Genomic DNA, 18,623 nt, shown 5'->3' with positions numbered 1-18,623 from the left:
TTCTTTAGAAGGGGTAGAAAGATGCGATCGCACCTCATCTCACAGCACGATTGTCCCAGGTGTATCATTCCTAAAAAGGAAAAAACCGCAAAACATAATGTTTCACGGCTTTCAGTGTGGTGTGAGGAGTTTAAGTATATATCATGATAAAGTAACCACCCAACAACAACGCACTCGTAACAATTTTGGTAACAGACTTTTTTTTGCAATGATACTCTCAGGTATACGCTGTAGGGGCAATACCCTGCGGGAAGCCGCTTTGCGTCTACATGAATTGCCCCTACCCTAAAATAAGGGTTTTGGCTGTTGTTTGCGTAAGCCCTGTTATTTGTCTTTAAAGCAAAGCACCACCACAACTAGAACCACATCCAGCAGTACAACCATAGCAATAAGCAGCCGTTTGGATCTCACTAATCAGGTCTAAACTGCCAGCTTCTAGCAATTTGCTAACTGTTAAGGTTTCACCATTGCGAGTTTTTGCAGGCAAATTCATCATCTGGTTAAAGTCACAATCATACACATTTCCTAGATAATCAATTGAAAGTTCATCGCGGCACATTAAATGTTCAACTGTGCCAGGATTAAAATGCGACTCTAAAAACTGCAAATAGCTGGTGTACAGTTTTCTCCGTTCTAAATGCATTTTTGTTCTACCAACTGGAAGGTTGGTAATGGTGAAGAGGTTGTTAAATACAATATTAAAATGTTCTCGTAAGAACATTTTATAATCTCGTTCTAGGTTAGTCTGTTCGGGAGCTAAGGAGAATTTTTCATTCGTGGGTAACTGGGGATTAAATACCAAGTCCAAAATTAAATTTTGTTCTTTACCATAGCCGAGTTGATTAAGCCATTGTAAAGCTTTGACTGAACTATCAAAAACACCAGAGCCACGCATTTTATCAACATTATCTGCTAAATAGCAAGGTAGGGAAGCTACAACTCTTATTTGGTGTTGAGCAAAGTATTCTGGTAAATCATAAAATCCATCTTCAAAATAAATAGTCAAATTAGACCGGACAATTACCTGCTTCCCAGATGCTCTAGCTGCTTCTACTAATAACTTAAATCCATAATTCATTTCTGGTGCGCCACCAGTTAAATCTACAATTTTAATTTCGGGAGATTTATAAATTAGCGAAATCAATTGTTCGCAAATTTCAGGAGAAAGTTCTTCTGTACGTTTTGGCCCAGCTTCAACATGACAGTGTGTACAGCAAAGGTTACAGCGCTTACCTAGATTTATTTGTAAAACAGTGATTCCCTTTTTTGTCAAAGGGGAATTGAGTTTATCTTTAAATGATGTGACTGTTGAATCTAGCGTTACTTGTGATTGAGTTTGCATTAGTTACTATCCCTTAAATATGGTAGAAATATATTCAAATTTTCTAAGAGGATGTTTGAAAAGAATTTCGCCGTGATTTTAGGCACTTAGCGATCCCCCCCAACCCCCCGATAAATTGGGGGACTTTGATTCTTCCCCCAATTTATCGGGGGATTTAGGGGGATATAGAACGTTTTGATACCTACAATAGGACTTTTCAAACATCCTCTAACCTTGCAATAATCTGTAGGTTATTGCACTAATAATTGCAGCAGTAGGTAAAGTTAAAATCCACGGTAATAATATCTGATAAGAAACACGTAGATTAACTTTTTTACCAGTTAATCCTACTCCAAAAATAGAACCAACTGAAATATAAGTGGTAGAAATAGGAAGACCAAATCGGCTAGCTATAATGACCAGAATTGCAGTTACTATATTTGCTGATAAGCCTTGAATATGATTCAATGAAGTAATCTTTTCACTCATAGTGATAGCAACTTTTTGGGAGTTGAGTAAACCGCCAAGTGCCATTGCGATCGCAATTGTGATCATTCCCCCCTGAATCGAAAAATACTCAATAATTAGAACGATTGAGAAAATCTTAGGAGTATCATTTAATCCTCTCGCAAAACTGACAATTCCAGCGCTGATAAAATGGCAAGCATCAATTCTTTTCTGATTGACTGGTAGGTTCCACTTGGAATTGATATAGCCAGACAAGCTGTAAATTCCTGCTCCCAAGGAAATAGCAATGATGGGACTGAGTAATAGAGGTAAAATAAAGGAATTTACCAAAACTGCAAAATTGACTTGGAGTCCGAAGGCTACTAATCCAGCACCAACAATAGCACCTGTTAAACTGTGAGTTGTGGAAACAGGAAACCCGATGAGGGTTGCGATCAGTACAGTTAAACCAGCAGCGATCGCAACTGCGATATGAAACTCTGGTGCATTAGCGATCGCATCAGGTACTAGTCCTTTCCCAGAGAAGTTTTTAATTAGCGTACCTGCCAAAAAAGTTGCAGTTACTGCACCACCTAAAGTTGTAAAAGTTGCCCACAAAATTGCTGTTTGATAGCTGGTAGTTCGGCTACCAAACAACGTTGCTACCCCTTTAAAGTTGTCATTGGCACCATTGCAATATGCTAAAAAAAGCGTAGCGATAAATAGACTAATTAACAGCATTTTGGGGTTTATAAAGAAGAAGTCAGAATCTATAATTCAGAATGCAATTCGTGAAATATTCAAATTGTGCATTCATTCCCCAGTCGCACAGAATTGTTCTGTTCGCGGAGCGTGCCGGAGGCATTATTCCGACTACTGACACCTGAATTCTTTCCTAAGAAATTAACAGCAACCACCACCGCTATAGTGCCAGGTTGAATTGGTAACAATTATTTCTGTTGGCTTGAGTGCCGCAAGTTTAGCAGCAGTTTTATCACACACTGCTGCGGGAATACCTCGCTGGAGTAGATGTCCTGCTGAGTCGTCAAAGAAGGGTTCCGAGCCAGCATAAATTGCTGTTTTTGCCGTGAAAATACAAGCGCCATCGTCGGGAATAGCAACTTTAAAGGAGACAGAATCCAGGCTTTCTAAAAGTAGATGATTGTCTAGATTATAAGTCTGGGAATCTAGTAGACGATAAGGACGACGGGCGCGAATTTCAACTTGACCAAAGCCAGCATTTGTAATCCGTTCAGTATACTCTTGATATGTGAGTGCGCCTGATAAACACATGGCTCTTAGTCGTTCATCTTCTTGAAGATGTGCCGGAATTTGACTAGCAGCAATGGGATCGCTCATCTGCAAACGTCCCCCTGGTTTTAATACCCGATAGGCTTCTTTTAAAGCACGGGTTAAATCTTCTGGCTCAAAAATATTGAAAAGGCAATTTTGCGCCACAATATCAACGCGAAGATCCGCAATGGGTAGGTTAAAAGCATCGCCTTCGCGGATTTCCACAAAACTGGTGTCAAACCACGGGTTTTCTTGAGCAGCAATTTCCAGATTGCGTGTGGCTGCTTCCCGCATCGCTTCAACCGGTTCAACGGCAATTACAGCACCTGCATAGCGGGAAAAATAAGCGAATTGCAAAGCTTCTAAGCCGCCACCAACGCCGACATAAAGCACAGTCGGTTGCTTTCCTAGTTCGGTGGGATGAACGGTGGTGCCACAACCATAGTTCATTTCCTGCATTGCCAAAGGAACTTTTAATCCTGGTAATTGCAGAGGTGTACTTTGCACACAACAAAGTCCAACTTGCGGGGTTTCGGCAACTTCGCGGTAGAATTGGGCTGCTGTTTCTAGATAGGTCATGCCACTTTAGATTATTAGATGATGACAGCTTTGTGCATCCTAGTATAATTAACCCTAAGTTGGATGAGTTTTTGCTGATATTGCCAAAAACCCCAAATCTTCATAAGATAAAAGCTTTTGGGCTTCTGTGTTCATCGAAATTTAATATTGGGAATGGGGAATGGGGAATGGGGAATAGGGAATGGGAGAGTAGTTTTCCCCTCTGCTCATTGCACTCCGCTCCTATTTTCAATTCTCAATTCCCAATACTTCTTTACGAGAGGCTGCGTCACGACAACGCTCAGTACAAGTTCCCAATTCCCAATTCCCAATTCCCAATTTCCAATTCCCCATAACAAATTCAATCATGCAATTTGTAGCCGATACCACTCACTGTTTGAATGAGGGACTTTTCGTTATTGGCTTCAAGTTTCAGACGCAGGTAGCGGATATGAAGCTCAATGATGTTGGCATCGCCCATGAAGTCGTAAGCCCAGACTTCTTGTAAAATGCGATCGCAAGTAATTACTTGTCGCGGATGGGCGAGCAAATATTCTAATAAATCAAATTCCTTAGCAGTTAACTCAATTAACCTCTGCTCTCGGTACACTTGGCGAGTGCGACGATTTAAACTCAGGTCTTCAAATTCTAAAACATCTGCAACGTCTACTTGCCGATTTTTTCGCAGATGAGCGCTAACTCTGGCTAATAATTCATCAACGCTGAAGGGTTTAACGAGGTAATCATCAGCACCAGCGTCTAAGCCTGCAATGCGATCGCTCTCTTCATCTTTGATGGTTAATAAGATTATCGGCACTTTATCGCCAATACTTCGCAGGCGGCGGCAAATTTCCAACCCTGACAAACCTGGCAACATCCAGTCTAAAATTACTAAATCTAGATGTAACTCACGCGCTGCGGTAAGTGCAGTTAATCCATCGTAGGCAATACTGACTTGATAGCCTTCATAATTCAATTCCAATTCGACAAATCGCGCCAGTTTGACTTCATCTTCAACCAGTAAGATGTGCGTCATGATGATATTAATAATTTCAGCAGGGTACGGTAAGTAGAAATACTGTCTGGAAACACTTTAGTGAGGTGCCAGCTACTTACATAGCCAAACATCTAAAATTAGGTGTAAGTTAGCTTAGTATAAAGCTGAGTAAGTAACAACCGTAAGTTTTCAAATACCGATGGCTGCTCGATCGAAGAACGACTTGACTGGCTATTAGCAATAGATTGCAATATCTTCACCGCATTCATCGGCAAGATAACAGAGCGCTTTAAAACGCAAACCAACCACTTCTTCGTATAGGGGATTTAATTTACACATTGGAGGGATATGAAATAGCTTCCGGCCAAGGAGCCTGATGTCTTGCTCAAAGGGACACTGAGCAGGGATCGCTTTGCACAGAAAATGAGCCAATTTGGAGTTATGAATTTCTATCGTTTCCAACCACTGGCGGAGTGGGTGCAGTAGGTCATTTTTTGACTGAATTTTGATAAAGCTTGTCATAATTTTTCACCTTAAAATTTCAAACTAGATTGAGTTTGTTGTATCTGAACCTATATAAATACATACGGTTAGGTTCTATAGTTTTATGCACTGATTCTTTGTTTTTTGGTTCTCCACAAAGATGAAATCAGTCTCTATGTACATTGATTGACTACACATTCAAGTGCGATAGTTCCCGATAATTTGTTAAAGCGAACATATCTTTTTTGCCGAACTGCATTTCCTTATATGAGAGCCAGTGCGTTGGCGTTGTCTTACGCCGTAGGCTAACGCACCGATCGTCTTAACTAACCCTACGAAAGTCTGGTATTACGACAAATTCCAAAAGGCTATAGTTAAGTGGACTTGATGTTGTTTGCGGTAGCCTGCGGTAAAATTATGCACATTTACGTTTTATCTTGGTCGTCCCAATGTAGTGATATATAGAGCAGCTTCATCAGCAGGAATACCCAAAACATCATTTACTTGGTCATCAAAAAATCCACCGATACCACTAACGCCTATATTTAGGTGCATTGCGGCTAAATTCAGGCGTTGTCCCAAATGACCGGCATCCAGATGTAAGTAACGGTAAACGCGATCGCCATATTGCGCGATCGCAGCCTTCAGATCGGCTGTATGAAACAACACTGCTGCTGCATCCCGTCCTAATTCTTGCCCCAAACAGAGAAAATGTAACTCTCGCCGGAAATTTTTAAACCGAATTTGGCGTAATTCTTGGGCTTTGGGTGCGTAATAGTAACAACCTGCCTCCAGTCCTTTAACTCCGCAAACAGCAATAAATGTTTCGATTAAATTCAAATCAAAGTAGTCTGGAGAAATATCTAAACTTTGATCGATATAATTTTGCGGTTGGTAGGTGAAATCGAGTAAACTTTTTAATTCATCGAAAGTTAAATCATCACCATTATAAGCGCGGGTAGAGCGTCGCTTATACATAGTACTTTCTAGTTCTGACAGCTTTTTACCCCAATCTATAGGTGCAGTGGTGGTGGGAATTTTCAAACAGAAAGGAAAGTTATATTTATCCTCTAAAGATTTTTCTTGTTTAATAACTGGTAGATTGAGATTGCCAGTTATACCTGATTGAATTTGGGTATGTCGATGGAAATATGTCAGCAATTCACCATCGGGGATTTGGGGATAACTGGTTTCGGTGGCGGAAGGTAAAGCAGTACATCCCAATGGCAAGTTTTGATTGACATCTAACAAGTCTGCCAGAGGTAAGACAGCGATCGCACCTTCTTGTTGCGGATCGATATAAAGTAGGTCATTTAGCGATTCGTCCACAAAGCCGCCGATTAAATGAGGGCGAAAGTCTGTAATCGCGCCAGCCAATTCGATATTGCCTAACAGATGTCCCGTATCTAGAAAAATCCGGCGATAAGCCCGATCTTCATAGCGCCATGCAGAACGATAGAATACCGCAGTGACAATAATTGCTAGTTGGGTATTTTCTAAAGAAGGATGCCAGAAACAAGCTGCTTGGAGACTTTGCCAAACATCATTTTCCCAATAATGCATCAGAGAATGAGTCCGACACTGGTAGTTATACAAACCGGGTGGCAATAACGCCGTACCACGGGAAACCACATACACCTCAGCAGGGTATAATCCGCCTGCACTGGGAGCAGCACGTAAATACACCGCACTACCCATAGAAGGCATTCTCGCTGTCAATCCATAACTGCGAAACAGCAACCGAGAAAGTCTTTGCCACCATTGAGCATCTGGATTATTAGCATAAGCTTCTGGTTTTTCTTGAATATAGGGTTTGAGATCAAAACTAGAGCCAATTTTGTACTCTTTAAAAGGTACTGGCTGTTTAGTCCAGTCTAACTGCTGACTTTTGGAGGCAAGAGTCTCAGGGTTGTATTTAGTCCGTTCGTGGTAATGCTGGGCAATTGATTGGTGTAATTCTGGCATAGTACTTTTAATATCCTTGGGGCATCCTTTTTTGATCTTGGCATTCATTAGCCTCATTGTTTCGTGTCAATTCGTACAATCCTTATAGTCACAAAGTGGTAATTGGTAACAACTGTATTGGGAATTGGACATTGGGCATTGGGAATTGGGAATTGGGAATTGGGCATTGGGCATTGGGAATCTGGTAAAAAAGAATGTAGAGACGTAGCATTGCTACATCTCTACAAGGGTTATGGATAACGCATATTTAATTTCTGGATATGTCTAATATTTTCACAACCGCCGAATGGCAATTTCCAACCCTTCACATACACCACTCAGAAAATCTAAATCTAAAGTAGCGATCGCATCACTAGGTTTGTGATAATGGGGATTTCGCAAGAATGCTGTATCTGTCACCATCATTGCCGGATAACCCAAATCCCAGAAAGGTGCATGATCGCTAAGTCTGGTTTGGGGAACTATTAAACCTCGATTCGGCACAGGTAGCCATTGACTAGCTACGCCAGCTTTGCGAATATTACGGCTCATGCCAATTAAATCAGGCAATGTCCGCAAATTGCCAATTAAAGCAATAAAATCACCTTTATCTGGATAGAAGCGTTCTAGAGGCGGGGGATAATTTTGCGAACCAGGTGTAGAATCCTTATAGCCCAGCATTTCTAGGGAGATCATTAAGCGTAGCTGTTGCTTTTGTTGGTACAGCAAGGCTGCATAATCAGCACTACCCAGTAAGCCGTATTCTTCCATATCGAAAGCAACTAGCCTTAAAGGATATCTTATCGGCACAGATGCAAACTTTCTTGCCAATTCCAGCAACACAGCCACACCTGTGGCATTATCATCAGCCGCAGATGTTCCCGGAACTCCATCATAATGAGCGCCAATTAAAATCGGTGGCAAATCCTTTTTTTGTCGTCTAGCTTCAGGGGGTAAATTTAATATCAAGTTCTTACAAGCTTTACCCCTGACTTCAAAGGTGTGGATTTCCACACTCCCCCATTGAGAAAATTCTTGACGGATGTATTCTTGGACGAAAAAATGTCCAGCCGTTGCCATGTAAGGATCGCGTTCTCGCGCGATCGCACCCAGGGAAGTTTGTAATCGCTCTGTTAAATTCAAATTTTTAAAATAGCGGTAATGTTAAGGTTTTCAGGCACTCGAAGAAGCAGAAATTTATTATTAAAGTGCATTTAGCAACTTCATAGATTCAGTGCATACAAGCAACCGGATAACAAGAATTGAGGCTGCTTGGACACAGCAATCATCGTCAATGCTATCCTAGTCTTGCAACTATCTCCTCTAGCTGTACTTCTTAGCTCACTGCCTTAAGGATGACTATTATACCATTAAGGTGTTTTCATCCCATAGCATTCAAGCTAGAGGTAGTTTCGCCCAATCATAATAAATAATATATAAGACACTTTAGGAGAAGAGTAACGCATGGGCAAGGTAGTCGGCATCGACTTGGGTACAACCAACTCAGTAGTCGCCGTTATGGAGGGTGGCAAGCCGGTGGTGATTGCCAATGCAGAAGGAATGCGAACAACACCCTCCGTAGTTGGCTTCAGTAAAGAAGGCGAAAGGGTCGTTGGGCAAATGGCACGGCGGCAAACCGTCCTCAATCCCCAAAATACCTTTTTTGCAGTAAAACGCTTCATTGGGCGCAAATATGCCGAACTTAGTCCAGATTCCAAGCGTGTACCCTACACCATCCGCAAAGACGAAGTAGGTAATATTAAAATTGCCTGTCCCCGCCTCAATAAAGATTTCGCCCCAGAAGAAATTTCGGCAATGGTGCTGAAGAAATTGGCAGAGGATGCTAGTCAATATTTGGGTGAACCAGTGACAGGGGCAGTGATTACAGTCCCCGCTTATTTTAACGATTCTCAACGGCAGGCAACCCGTGATGCTGGCAGAATTGCCGGTTTAGAGGTGCTGCGGATTCTCAATGAACCGACTGCTGCATCTTTGGCTTACGGATTAGATCGGGGTGAGACGGAAACTATCTTAGTCTTTGACTTGGGTGGCGGTACTTTTGACGTATCGATCTTAGATGTAGGCGATGGAATATTTGAAGTCAAAGCTACCAGTGGGGATACACAACTTGGTGGGAATGACTTTGATAAAAAAATAGTAGATTGGTTAGCAGAGCAATTTCTGGAAACTGACGGAATAGACTTAAGACGCGAGAGACAATCTTTACAACGCCTGATGGAAGCGGCCGAAAAGGCAAAAATGGAACTTTCCTCTGTCAGCGTTACCGATATTAACTTACCTTTTATTGCTGCTGACCAAGAAGGCCCCAAACATCTAGAAACTCGTTTAACTCGTTCCCAGTTTGAAGGTTTGTGTGGTGATTTGGTGGGGCGATTGCGGACACCAGTGAAACGCGCCCTCAAAGATGCTGGACTTTCGCCTAGAGACATTGAAGAAGTGGTGTTAGTTGGCGGTTCTACAAGGATGCCAATGGTAAAGCAGCTAGTCCGGGACTTAATTGGCACAGAACCTAACGAAAACGTTAACCCCGATGAAGTGGTGGGAGTAGGTGCTGCAATTCAAGCCGGAATTCTCGCAGGTGAACTCAAAGATGTGCTGCTTTTGGATGTTACACCCCTTTCTATGGGATTGGAAACCATTGGCGGCGTGATGAAAAAACTTATTCCCCGCAATACCACCATCCCAGTCCGCCGTTCTGACATTTTTTCCACGTCTGAAAATAACCAAAATACTGTGGAAATTCACGTAGTCCAGGGAGAACGGGAAATGGCAGCAAACAATAAGTCTTTAGGACGTTTCAAGCTGTATGGTATCCCGCCAGCCCCACGAGGAATTCCTCAAGTTCAGGTGTCATTTGATATCGATGCTAATGGTATTTTACAAGTTACAGCGTTAGATAGGACTACTGGGCGAGAACAGAGTATCACCGTTCAAGGCGCTTCCACCTTGAACGAGTCAGAAGTGAATCGGATGATTCAGGATGCTCAGAAATACGCCGATGTCGATCGCGAACGGAAAGAACGGGTAGAAAAGCGGACTCGTTCTGAGGCGCTGATTTTCCAAGCAGAACGGCAACTTAGAGAAGTAGCACTCGAATTTGGTATGCAGTTTGCCCGCAGCCGCCGCCAAAGAATTGATAATATTTGTCGAGACTTAAAAGAGAGTCTCAAGGAAAATAGCGATCGCGGTATCGATCAAGCCTACGCCGATTTGCAAGATGCTCTCTACGAGCTAAATCGGGAAGTCCGCGAGACTTATGCTGAAGATGAAGATGACGACTTGTTCGGTACTATCCGTGACATCTTTACTGGTGGTGATAAGGATAAAGACCGCGAATCTCCTAGAGATACATATCGAGAACGCGACTCATACAGTAAGGACTATGGCAAAGATTACGGTAAAGATTATAACAGAGACTATGGCCGAGATAATAGCCGTGACAGTCGTTCCTCCTCTTATGAAAACCGTCCTCCACGCAAAGCCCGCCCTAGCTATCAAGATAACTGGGATGATGAAGATGACAATGATTGGTTGTAGTACTTTTAATAAAAGTGAGGAGTTAGGAGTGAGGAGTTAGGAGTGAGAAGTTAAAAATTAAATCTTTCAATTCCTAACTCCTGTACAGACGCGATTAATTGCGTCTCTACTCCTAATTAATCCAAAATCTAAAATCTAAAATTTAAATAACTAACTATGCAAAATTTGCCGAATTTCCGCGATTATTACGAGATTTTGGGAGTATCTAAAGATGCTTCTGGGGAGGAAATTAAAAAAGTTTATCGGCGGTTAGCAAGACAATATCACCCCGATCTCAATCCGGGTAACAAAGAATCTGAGGAAAAATTTAAGGATATCGGCGAGGCTTATGAAGTTCTTTCAGATCCCGCCAAGCGATCGCAATACGACCAGTTTAGCCGCTACTGGAAGCAAAAAGACTTTGCTGGCAACAAACAAACACCAAAGGCTAAAACTTGGCAGAGTGGCGCTAGCGATCGCAACGGCAATCAGGACGTAGATCCAAGTCAATTCTCTGACTTTGAAAGCTTTATTAATCAAGTTATCGGTGTCAAAAATAAGAGTGGGACAACTAACTCCAGTAATAGCAATACTACCGATCCCTTTCGTTCACCCAGAACAAAAGTTGCCTATACCGTTAACACCCCACCTCGCACTACCCGTCGAGATATAGAAGCTAGATTAACCCTACCACTAGAAAAAGCTTATCAAGGTGGTAATGAACGCATTCGTTTAGAAGATGGGCGATCGCTAGAAGTTAATATGCCACTAGGGATGGTGACAGGCCAAACCATCCGTTTGCGGAATCAAGGCGTTGGTGGTGGCGACTTATACTTAAAAATTACCGTTGAACCTCATCCATTATTTAAGATAGAAGGTTTAAATATCCTCTGCCAAGTACCAGTTACTCCCAGCGAAGCAGTTTTAGGAGGACAGGTAGAAGCCCCAACTTTAGACGGGCCAGTGAAAATGACTATCCCCCAAGGAGTTAGGTCTGGTCAAAAATTCCGACTAGGGAATAAAGGCTACCCCAGCGAAGACGGTAAACGTGGCGATCAATTAGTAGAAATTCAAATAGTCACACCGAAAAATATTACTCAAGAAGAACGGGAACTTTACGAAAAGTTACGGCAAATTGAAACCTTTAAACCCCGTGCTGATTTATTGGGTTAGGGGTGAGGAATTATATCAAGCTATTGACCAAAATAATTACTAACTCAAAATTGCTGTGTCTTGTTCTGTCTTCCACAATTCACAAAGGATTTAAAATATAAAAAATATCTTTGAGCAAAGTGACTCAAACAGCCGTGAATCAAAACGGGGCAATGCCAGAAAGCAGTAAACCAACTTATTACTCCCTGCTAGGACTGCATCCCTCGGCATCAGTAATTGATATTCGTCGCGCTTATCGAGAACTGAGCAAACGCTATCATCCTGATACTACAGATTTGCCTACTGCGATCGCTACTGCTAAATTTCAGCAAATCAATGAAGCCTACGCTACCCTTAGCCATCCAGAACGCCGATTAAGCTACGATTTAAAAATTGGCTATTCCCGATTTGGAGTGATTCAACCACCCCCCGACTTGAATCATCCCGTCTCGCGTCATGACTGGTCAAAATCAGCTTACCTTGATGCTAGCGATCGCCCCTTATCATCTGGCGAAATTTTTGCTTTATTTATGCTGGTGTTAACATTTGTAGGTTGTCTGCTATTAGCAGTTGCCCTTGGCTTAACTCGTGGTGATGCTGCTTTTCCAACCCACTTACTACAGTCAACTCCATCTGTACAACAGCCGATTAACTATGTATCGCAACTAATTACCCTTATGGTAATTAAAAATTAAAAAATTTCCTAATTGCAAATCCAAAATTTCTATGCCTCTCCTTCCCTCTGATACCCCCCTATATAATCATCCCCTGCCACAAATTGAACAGTGGCTAAAAGACCAAGGCTGTAAACAAGACGAAACCCAGAAGCATTGCTGGCATGTGCAGCGGCCTAGTTGGCAAGCTGAATTATGGCTCGACGTTGAACAAATTGTAGTGCGATATGTCCAATCTGGGGAAAATGGGCAAGATATCCAACGCTCATTCAAATATTCTCTTAGTCGAGATGATGTCGAACAAGCTGTGTTTTCTGGGCCATAAGTGAAGTAGTGAGTACAGGTAAATTTAGACAAAAGTCGATAGCGATCGCATTTAGATAAAGTGTAAAATTTGCTTGGTAGTAAGAATTACGGCTTTACCCATCAATGAGGGAAGGGTGAGATGAGCGATATCTACAACGGGCTACGCCTACGCACGTTTGGGCAGAAGAAAGCAGCTACATCAACTTTTTCAAATCCCTCCCTTGTCTCAGCAACAACTCCGACACTGGCAAATCCAGTGCGAGGCTTTGGTTTACCAACGAATAATGTCATCCAAACAGTAACTGATGAATTAATCAACCTTCAAGAAGTGCAGACTGCTGGTCACAACATTAGTTCCATAGCATTGCGTCGTCCCCAAACAAAACTGACGGTGGGTGCGCCAAATGATATGTATGAGCAGGAAGCAGATCGCGTTGCTGACCAAGTAATGAGTATGCCCGATGGCAAGGGATCTATGCAGCGCGAGACGATGCCAGAAGAGGAAGAAGAAATTCAAACCAAAACTCTGGGTAACTCGATTCAGCGTGAGACGATGCTGGAAGAAGAAGAGGAGATCCAAACCAAAACTTTAGCAGCAACGATCGCACCGTTAGTCCAGCGTGAAGTAATGCCGGAAGAGGAAGAAGAAATTCAAACCAAAACTCTGGGTAACTCAATTCAACGCGAGGTAATGCCGGAAGAAGAGGAGGAACTCCAAACCAAAACTCTGGGCAATGGGACTCTGCAACGAGAGGCAATGCCAGAAGAAGAAGAGGAGATTCAAACAAAAAGCTTCCCTGATGCAGGTTTTCAAGCGGAGAGCAATCTTGAAAATCGGCTAAGTAGTAGTCAGGGTGGGGGAAGTGCGCTGCCGGATGAGGTGCGATCGTTTATGGAACCCCGCTTTGGTGCCGATTTTAGTCAGGTGCGAGTGCATACAGGCGGCGAAGCAGTGCAGATGAACCGAGAGTTGAATGCTCAAGCCTTTACACACAAGCAGGATGTTTACTTTGGGGCGGGTAAGGCTCCCGGTAAGGATGCGTTGACTGCCCATGAATTGACCCATGTAGTGCAACAGACTGGCAATATTCAAACTAGTGAATCTTTAAATCAATCATCTGTACAGCGAAAATGTCCAGTCTGCGAGGAAGGTCAAGAGGTACAGATACCTCAATCACCAGAACGAGAAAGACAAGATTTGCAGTTCAAAAATACAAATACTTTAACAGTACAGCGTTTGGGTGAATCACTTAAAGTTAAACCGAACATTAAACCAGCATCAGGCACAACCAAAGATGGAAAACAGCGCCAATATTCAGTCGAACAATACATAGAAATGTGGGAAGCTGAACAGGGGCGCAAGTTAACAGATATTGAGAAACAAACTCTTGCACGGGGGTGTATCGGTATTACTGCTTTAGACCTCAGTGGTGGCGGCAACCCACCCCTTGATGACTGTTATGCTACCTTCGATCAAGCAAAAGCCAAAATGGATAAGAAAAATGAAAGTTTGGCATTGCAAAAAGATGTGGCACTCAATCTAGGTATGACTGAACTTTATGATTCTTTTAAGGATCAGCGTGCTGTGCTTTTTGCCAAATTATTTTGGTCAAATCAAGATTCGGATGAGAAGAAACGTAAGAAACCAAATAAGAATGCCTTTAGACCTGATAAAAAAACTGGTGAGGTAGACATGAGCGAATACAAATACCTTGAGAGACCAGGTTTTGTCAACTTTGATTACGGATTCTGGGATGAAGCTAGCCAGAGCTTTTGGCACGCCAATCATAGCCAACCAGGGATGAAAGTCTATCAAAGTACCAAAGAAAAGTTTGCCAAAGGTTACATCGATTTTGACAGAATTGTTTATTGTGTTGCGATCGCTAAAAATTACGATCCGGCAAAAGCAGTCAAATCACCTTAGAGCATAAAAAATCGTTATGAAAGATGCGTAGGTTTAACTATGGAAGAGCTAGATTTTGCAGACAAAATCAATCAGAAAACCACGATTCAGGGTATTGCACAAAATGCTTCCCTGGGTGCAGTCCTCATGACAGATGATTACACACCTGTTTACTTAGATGGAATCCCAGAGTGGGATAGTAACATCGCCGAAAGCGAAATAGTTGTAACAGGTATATTGCGTCGTCGGAGTATCGCTCCAAAGGCTACTATCAACCCTAAAGGTGAAGTAAGTCATGGAGTTGATAGCGATAGTTATATTCTAGAAAGTCCAACTTGGACAATTGCTCCATAGTGGGTATTTCCAATAATGATGTTATATTTTTTACCGGGATTAGCATTAACGCTTGTTTTGACTGGATGTAATTCTACAAAGTTACCGCTAGCACATCCAAGCGTAGCTGAAATCAATCAGACAGACACAACAAATAGAAATGCTACTCTCTCTGAAGCAAGCATAAACCAACTTATTACGATTCACGGAAGGGCAGAGAATGCTTCTCTTGGTGCCATCGTATTAACGCAGGATGAGACACCTGTTTATATGGATGGAATTCAGGAATGGCATAGTGACCTTGTGGGTAAGATGATTATTGTAACAGGTATACTTCGTCGCAAGAGCCTTGCACCAAAAACTCTAGTCAGTCCAAATGGTGAAGTTAGTCATGGAATCGACGGTGAGAGTTACGTTTTAGATAACTCTACATGGAAAATTGATCGTACTCGTTGATGCGTGATTGGATTTTAAAAGGGAGATCGCCGATCTTGTTAGGTGGGTATTTCTAAAAATGTGCGATCGCATGAAGAGTGCTGAGTGCTGAGTAAGTCAAAAAACTACTCATCACTTATGTACTTGGTACAAGCCCCGCCCCTTGTGGAGCCACTGCGGTCTTGGCTTGTAGCCAAGAGGAGCAAGTGGCGTGGCGGAATCTTCTTAACTCAAGAGGTTGGTTGATACCCCACCCGCAAGTGGCGTGGTCTTTTAACTCAGCACTCAGCACTCAGCACTGAGTGTTGTCAAAATGATTGAAACCAATGCCCACCCTACTGAATTACTAACTTCTCACAGATTTTAGACTTTCCCAAATCGCCGCTCCCGTTGCTGGTAAGCACACAAAGCGCGATGAAACTCAGCCCGATCAAAATCGGGCCAGAGAGCATCGGTAATATAAATTTCTCCATAAGCCATTTGCCAGAGAAGGAAATTTGAGAGGCGCATTTCTCCACTGGTGCGAATTAATAAATCTGGGTCAGTAATTCCGGCAGTATACAAGTGGCTTTCAAATACCTGTTCATCAATTTCATCAGGTTGTAACAGACCTTGTTGAACTTGTTTTGCGATCGCCTGACAAGCTTGTAGAATTTCTTGCCGTCCGCCATAATTAGTTGCCACTGAAAACCGGATACCGCGATTATCCTTGGTTTTTTCCATTGACCGGGATATTTCTTGCTGGAGCGATCGTGGCAGAGCCTGCAAATTTCCTACAAATTTAATTTGAACATTCTCTTCGACCATTTCCCGCAGTTCTTGGCGCAAAACTCTTTGAAACAGAGTCATCAAAAAATCTACTTCTTCCTGCGGTCTTTTCCAGTTCTCTGTGGAAAAAGCATACGCTGTGAGTGCTTGAATTCCCCAATCCTGACAACAGCGAAGTAAATCCTTGAGAGCATCTACCCCTCGCTTATGACCCATAAATCTAGGTAGACCCTGACGTTTAGCCCATCGACCATTGCCATCCATAATCACCGCAACATGCTGCGGTAATAGTTCTCGTTTTAAGTCAGTAGGCAAATCTTGCAGTTTAGTTTGTTGTGCTGTCATTTTTTATCTCGAGAAGCGGTCGTTCGCGTAGCGCGTCGAAGACGTGGTAATCCGAGTAAACGTGAAACCAGTGCTAGTGTCTTCCCACCTATCCGACGAACAAAACTCAACAGACCAGGAGCAACAGCTTCCCTATCTACGGTTGGTGACAAAAGAGCCTCTAATGACTCTTTTAGTTTCTTAATCGTCAGTGGTCTATTTAGGGTTCCCCGTTCCGCTAAGGAAATGGAACCCGTTTCTTCAGATACGACGACACAAATGCAATTTTCGACCCGCTCAGTAATTCCCATTGCCGCTCGGTGGCGTGTTCCCAACTGGCGCGAGGCTGTGCGTCCCGAAAGTGGTAAAATTATACCCGATGATATGAGCCGTGAGCCACGGATTAATGTCGCTCCATCGTGTAACAAAGTTTTCGGCTGAAAAATTGTCTGGATTAGTTCTTTAGAAACCTCCGCATTTAGCTTTACTCCTGGCACAGAAAAATCTCGCTCATCAATTGGCCCTGTGGTTTCCACAATTAGTAAAGCTCCAATCCGGTTTTTTGACAATTCTTTAACAGCCTCAACAATTTCATCAATTACACTATCAGATTTGGGAATTGCCAGCCGATCGGGTTGAAATAACTGGCGAAATTCGCCACGCCCCAATTGCTCCAAAAACCGCCTAAACTCTGACTGTAAAGCAACTGCCATTGCTACAGCACAACCAATCACCAACTTTTCTAGTACAAAACTCAGCAGAGGTAGTCCTAATCTGCCACTTAGTGCTGAGGCTAGCATTAAGATAATGAACCCCCGCACCATCCACAGTGTCCGGCGCTCACTAATAATAACTAGTATCATGTACGTCAGCGCCAACACTAACACTATATCCAGAGTCCCAAGTAGCAAGGACTGTGACCACCCCAGGTTTATCAGCCATTGCTTCCACCAATCTCTCATGACATCTGGATTACACTTTTGCCTCTAATTACACTTAGTCATTGGTCATTAGTCATTTGTAATTATTTCCTGGCTAATGAACGCCACTTGCTTTAACGGGGCGAACCCCCCTTCGGGTGACGCTCGCAGGCTCGCTAACGCTGCGCTAACGGCAGTTGCTCATGGGGGAAACCCCCTTGGCGCTAGCCTCTCCCTTTGGGAGAAGACCGGACTGCCTCACCGCAACGCAGTGGCTCCCAATGACCAAGGACAAATGACTAAATTTTCAGCCTTTCTGGTAGGCTATCTTGTCGAATTAAGTCTTGGTAAGTTTCACGTTGCAAAATTAAATTTGCTTCGCCATTCGCCACCACAACTGCTGCCGGTCGGGGCAAGCGGTTATAGTTAGATGCCATACTGTAATTGTACGCACCAGTTCCCATAACTACGAGAATATCTCCTGGTTCAGTCTTTGGGAGGAGAGCATTTTTAATCAGAATATCTCCTGATTCACAATGTTTACCAGCAATTGTGACTGTTTGAGTTAAAGGATAAGACATTTTATTGGCAACTACCGCCCGATAAACTGATTGGTAAGTAATCGGGCGAGGATTATCGGACATTCCCCCATCGATCGCTATGTAGGTACGAATTTCTGGAATAACTTTGGATGAACCAATAGTATAAGCAGTGATGCAAGCTGTGGCAATTAGCGATCGCCCCGGTTCACTCAGTAATTTCGGTAAAGGCAGATTTTCGACCGCACAGGCTTCTTGGACAACTTCACAAATCGCCTTCACCCACTCTTCAATGCTGGGGGGATCGTCTGATTCTGTGTACTTAATCCCCAAACCACCACCAACATTTAACTCTGTAATATTTAAACCATACTTCCCGGCATCCCGCAGCCATTGCACCATGACAGCAGCCAAATCTTGATGCGGTTGGCGCTCAAAAATTTGGGAACCAATATGAGCGTGTACCCCTACGCAATTAAGGGTTGGCTGTTGACTGACAAAGGTAAAAACTTCACCTAAATCGTTGGGATCAAAGCCGAATTTGCTATCTAAGTGTCCCGTGCGAATATATTCGTGAGTGTGGCATTCAATACCGGGAGTTAGCCGCAGCATAATGCGAATGAGGAGAGGCGATGGGGAGGATGAGGGGGAATTTACTTCCCTTGCTCCCCCTGCTCCCCCTGCTCCCC

The 18,623-nt window shown here is 43.0% G+C and carries 18 protein-coding genes; 8 read left to right on the top strand and 10 right to left on the bottom strand.

The genetic code is table 11. The features are described from left to right. Nucleotides 1–334: 334 nt before the first annotated feature. The 6 genes from arsS to CDG79_RS14470 all read right to left on the bottom strand — a co-directional run bounded on the left by arsS (nt 335) and on the right by CDG79_RS14470 (nt 7,064). Complete coding sequence (gene arsS / locus CDG79_RS14495) at nt 335–1,342, bottom strand: arsenosugar biosynthesis radical SAM (seleno)protein ArsS (protein ID WP_094342742.1); 1,008 nt, start codon at nt 1,340–1,342, stop codon at nt 335–337. 207 nt (nt 1,343–1,549) lie between these two features. Beyond that, nucleotides 1,550–2,509: an inorganic phosphate transporter gene (locus CDG79_RS14490; protein WP_094342741.1), complete on the bottom strand. Its 960-nt coding sequence runs from the start codon at nt 2,507–2,509 to the stop codon at nt 1,550–1,552. Nucleotides 2,510–2,671: 162 nt separating this feature from the next. After that, entirely contained in the window at nt 2,672–3,640 is a 969-nt protein-coding gene (gene arsM / locus CDG79_RS14485) for an arsenosugar biosynthesis arsenite methyltransferase ArsM (RefSeq protein ID WP_094342740.1), read from the bottom strand. Nucleotides 3,641–3,980: 340 nt separating this feature from the next. Continuing rightward, on the bottom strand, nt 3,981–4,655 hold the full coding sequence (locus CDG79_RS14480; RefSeq protein WP_094342739.1) for a response regulator transcription factor: 675 nt from the start codon (nt 4,653–4,655) through the stop codon (nt 3,981–3,983). A gap of 195 nt (nt 4,656–4,850) precedes the next feature. Further along, nucleotides 4,851–5,138: a Mo-dependent nitrogenase C-terminal domain-containing protein gene (locus CDG79_RS14475; protein WP_094342738.1), complete on the bottom strand. Its 288-nt coding sequence runs from the start codon at nt 5,136–5,138 to the stop codon at nt 4,851–4,853. Nucleotides 5,139–5,531: 393 nt separating this feature from the next. Then, the gene (locus tag CDG79_RS14470) at nt 5,532–7,064 is read right to left on the bottom strand and encodes a SagB/ThcOx family dehydrogenase (RefSeq protein WP_094342737.1); all 1,533 of its coding nucleotides are present in this window, start codon (nt 7,062–7,064) and stop codon (nt 5,532–5,534) included. A gap of 102 nt (nt 7,065–7,166) precedes the next feature. On the opposite strand from CDG79_RS14470, the gene CDG79_RS42365 reads away from it, so the two are divergent. After that, the gene (locus CDG79_RS42365) at nt 7,167–7,304 is read left to right on the top strand and encodes a hypothetical protein (RefSeq protein ID WP_189524995.1); all 138 of its coding nucleotides are present in this window, start codon (nt 7,167–7,169) and stop codon (nt 7,302–7,304) included. 33 nt (nt 7,305–7,337) lie between these two features. Here CDG79_RS42365 and CDG79_RS14465 read toward each other — a convergent pair whose 3' ends face one another. Then, a complete protein-coding gene (locus CDG79_RS14465) occupies nt 7,338–8,186 on the bottom strand; it encodes a M28 family peptidase (RefSeq protein WP_094342736.1) in 849 nt (282 codons plus the stop codon). A gap of 321 nt (nt 8,187–8,507) precedes the next feature. On the opposite strand from CDG79_RS14465, the gene dnaK reads away from it, so the two are divergent. From dnaK to CDG79_RS14430, 7 genes are all read left to right on the top strand, one after another. Further along, nucleotides 8,508–10,601, top strand: a complete 2,094-nt coding sequence (gene dnaK, locus CDG79_RS14460) for a molecular chaperone DnaK (protein ID WP_094342735.1) — start codon at nt 8,508–8,510, stop codon at nt 10,599–10,601. Between the two features lie 156 nt (nt 10,602–10,757). After that, nucleotides 10,758–11,753 (top strand): DnaJ C-terminal domain-containing protein, encoded by a 996-nt coding sequence (locus CDG79_RS14455; protein WP_094342734.1) that lies wholly within the window; start codon nt 10,758–10,760, stop codon nt 11,751–11,753. A gap of 152 nt (nt 11,754–11,905) precedes the next feature. Further along, complete coding sequence (locus tag CDG79_RS14450; RefSeq protein WP_094342733.1) at nt 11,906–12,427, top strand: J domain-containing protein; 522 nt, start codon at nt 11,906–11,908, stop codon at nt 12,425–12,427. 31 nt (nt 12,428–12,458) lie between these two features. Continuing rightward, nucleotides 12,459–12,731: a DUF3143 domain-containing protein gene (locus CDG79_RS14445; protein WP_094342732.1), complete on the top strand. Its 273-nt coding sequence runs from the start codon at nt 12,459–12,461 to the stop codon at nt 12,729–12,731. A 120-nt stretch (nt 12,732–12,851) separates the two neighbouring features. Next, nucleotides 12,852–14,636 carry an eCIS core domain-containing protein gene (locus tag CDG79_RS14440; RefSeq protein ID WP_143855481.1) on the top strand — a complete coding sequence of 595 codons (1,785 nt, stop codon included), beginning with the start codon at nt 12,852–12,854 and terminating at the stop codon, nt 14,634–14,636. A 39-nt stretch (nt 14,637–14,675) separates the two neighbouring features. Then, complete coding sequence (locus CDG79_RS14435; protein WP_094342731.1) at nt 14,676–14,969, top strand: hypothetical protein; 294 nt, start codon at nt 14,676–14,678, stop codon at nt 14,967–14,969. Between the two features lie 15 nt (nt 14,970–14,984). Beyond that, entirely contained in the window at nt 14,985–15,404 is a 420-nt protein-coding gene (locus tag CDG79_RS14430) for a hypothetical protein (RefSeq protein ID WP_094342730.1), read from the top strand. A gap of 342 nt (nt 15,405–15,746) precedes the next feature. Here the strand turns inward: CDG79_RS14430 and CDG79_RS14425 are convergent, their stop codons facing one another. From CDG79_RS14425 to lysA, 3 genes are all read right to left on the bottom strand, one after another. After that, nucleotides 15,747–16,496: an isoprenyl transferase gene (locus CDG79_RS14425; protein WP_094327353.1), complete on the bottom strand. Its 750-nt coding sequence runs from the start codon at nt 16,494–16,496 to the stop codon at nt 15,747–15,749. Next, a complete protein-coding gene (gene cdaA, locus CDG79_RS14420; RefSeq protein ID WP_094342729.1) occupies nt 16,493–17,437 on the bottom strand; it encodes a diadenylate cyclase CdaA in 945 nt (314 codons plus the stop codon). Before cdaA ends, CDG79_RS14425 begins: the two co-directional genes overlap by 4 nt. 257 nt (nt 17,438–17,694) lie before the next feature. Continuing rightward, on the bottom strand, nt 17,695–18,623 hold a 929-nt coding region (gene lysA / locus CDG79_RS14415), incomplete at its 5' end, for a diaminopimelate decarboxylase (RefSeq protein ID WP_223278150.1).

Origin of the sequence: Nostoc sp. 'Peltigera membranacea cyanobiont' 232 (assembly GCF_002245985.1) — a bacterium.
Lineage (GTDB): Bacteria > Cyanobacteriota > Cyanobacteriia > Cyanobacteriales > Nostocaceae > Nostoc.
Note: the sequence above shows the minus strand (reverse complement) of the source record. Positions and strands in the feature narration are given on the sequence as shown.